The following is a 1,677-nucleotide window of genomic DNA, read 5'->3' on the forward strand; positions in this document are numbered from 1 at the left end:
CGTGCCCGGTGCCGGTCCACCGGTACTGGCCGAACGCCGGCGAGCCGTTGACCGACGTCGGCAGCAGCCGGGCGTTCGCGCACGTGCCGTCCCCGTGGGCGAGCGCGGCGGCGATGTCGTCGCGACCCCGCAGCCACCAGGCGAACGGCGGCATCGACATCGTCGCGTCCTCGTGCAGCAGGGCGGTGAGCGCGGCGACGTCGTAGCGCTCGAACGCGTCCACGTAGCGGGCGAGCAGCTCGCGGTGCTCGGTGTCGAGCGCGCTGTCGAACGGCTCGGCCGGGGCCGGCGCGCGGATCGTGGTGCGGGCCCGTTGCAGCGCGCTGTGCACGGACGCGACGGTGGTGTCGAGCAGCCCGGCGACCTCGGCTGCCGGGAACGCCAGCACCTCGCGGAGGATCAGCACGGCCCGCTGTCGCGGCGGGAGCCGCTGCAGCGCGGCGACGAAGGCGAGCTAGTCCGCCTCCCCGGAATTCAAAGTGTCGGCTGCGTCCCAGCGAATGGTGCGGATATCCAGTTGATCGTGGCTGGTTGCCGTCACGGTCCCCTGAGGTTCCGTTGGTTGGTCCAAGACTCATACGATCCGTGGCGGCGCTGCGCGCTGCGCAGCATGTCGAGGCACACGTTGGTGGCGATCGCGTACAGCCAGGTCCGCACGGGCGCGCGGGCCGGGTCGTAGGTGGCCCGCCAGGCCCGGACGAACGTCTCCTGCACGGCGTCCTCGGCCTCGAAGGCGGCGCCGAGCATGCGGTAGCAGTACCCGGTCAGCTCGCCCCGGTAGGTCTCCAGCCGAACCGGCTCGACCGCTGTCATGGGTCCACGTTAGCCCGCTACTAGCCTGGTCGAGTGGAGGTCGCCGAGGCGCGGAGCCGGTTCGCGGCCGCGCGGGTGGCGCGGCTCGCCACCGTGGCCGGGGACGGGATGCCGCACCTCGTGCCGGTGACGTTCGCGCTGCACGGGGACACCGTCGCGATCGCGGTGGACCACAAGCCCAAGCGCACCACCGAGCTCAGGCGGCTGCGCAACATCGAGGCGGACCCGCGGGTGAGCCTGCTCGCCGACCACTACGACGAGGACTGGGACCGGCTGTGGTGGGTCCGCGCGGACGGCCGCGCGCGGGTGGTGCGCGTCCCTGCCGGCGAGCCGGTCGGCTGGCTCGTCGCGAAGTACCCGCGGTACGCGGACGATCCGCCCGCCGGCCCGGTGATCCTCGTCGAGGTGACGCGATGGCGTGGCTGGTCGGCGGCGGCGGGGTAAGGTCGTTTCGTCAGCCGCGACAGCCCGAGGAGGTGAGCCCCATTTCCACGTCAGGCCGGGTGCTCATGCCGAAGGGCGGCACAGCCTAGGAGAGCGCCCGAGGTATCCCCGAAAGGCGCTCCATGACCTCCCAGATCGTCTCCACCCTCCGGGCCGCCGGCTGTGTCTTCGCCGAGGACGAGGCCCGGCTCATCACCGCCGCCGCGGGCGGGCCCGACCAGCTCGCGGACATGGTCGCCCGGCGAGCCGCGGGCCTGCCCCTCGAGCACGTCCTCGGCTGGGCCGAGTTCTGCGGGCTGCGCGTCGCCGTCGACCCCGGCGTGTTCGTGCCCCGCAGGCGCACCGAGCTCCTCGCGTGGCAGGCGCTGAAGCTGGCCCGGCCCGGCGCGGTCGTCGTCGACCTGTGCTGCGGGTCCGGCG

General features: G+C 73.5%; 3 protein-coding genes and 1 pseudogene. 2 read left to right on the top strand and 2 right to left on the bottom strand.

The genetic code is table 11. The annotated features are described in order from the left end of the window. Both ACRDTB_RS38100 and ACRDTB_RS38105 read right to left on the bottom strand, forming a co-directional pair. The coding region (locus ACRDTB_RS38100; protein WP_431437141.1) for a nuclear transport factor 2 family protein at window positions 1–406 on the bottom strand (406 nt) is incomplete at its 3' end. Window positions 407–537: 131 nt separating this feature from the next. Further along, window positions 538–813 (bottom strand): sigma-70 family RNA polymerase sigma factor, encoded by a 276-nt coding sequence (locus ACRDTB_RS38105; protein WP_431437142.1) that lies wholly within the window; start codon window positions 811–813, stop codon window positions 538–540. Window positions 814–846: 33 nt separating this feature from the next. On the opposite strand from ACRDTB_RS38105, the gene ACRDTB_RS38110 reads away from it, so the two are divergent. Both ACRDTB_RS38110 and ACRDTB_RS38115 read left to right on the top strand, forming a co-directional pair. Next, complete coding sequence (locus ACRDTB_RS38110; protein WP_431437143.1) at window positions 847–1,257, top strand: TIGR03668 family PPOX class F420-dependent oxidoreductase; 411 nt, start codon at window positions 847–849, stop codon at window positions 1,255–1,257. Window positions 1,258–1,379: 122 nt separating this feature from the next. Continuing rightward, a pseudogene (locus ACRDTB_RS38115) lies at window positions 1,380–1,677 on the top strand (putative protein N(5)-glutamine methyltransferase); the annotation flags it as partial.

Origin of the sequence: Actinophytocola sp. (assembly GCF_050699935.1) — a bacterium.
GTDB lineage: Bacteria > Actinomycetota > Actinomycetes > Mycobacteriales > Pseudonocardiaceae > Actinophytocola.

Excerpts from the sequence above, each read along its gene's own strand:
- ACRDTB_RS38105 (WP_431437142.1), bottom strand. The coding sequence starts at position 813 with ATGACAGCGGTCGAGCCGGTTCGGCTGGAGACCTACCGGGGCGAGCTG.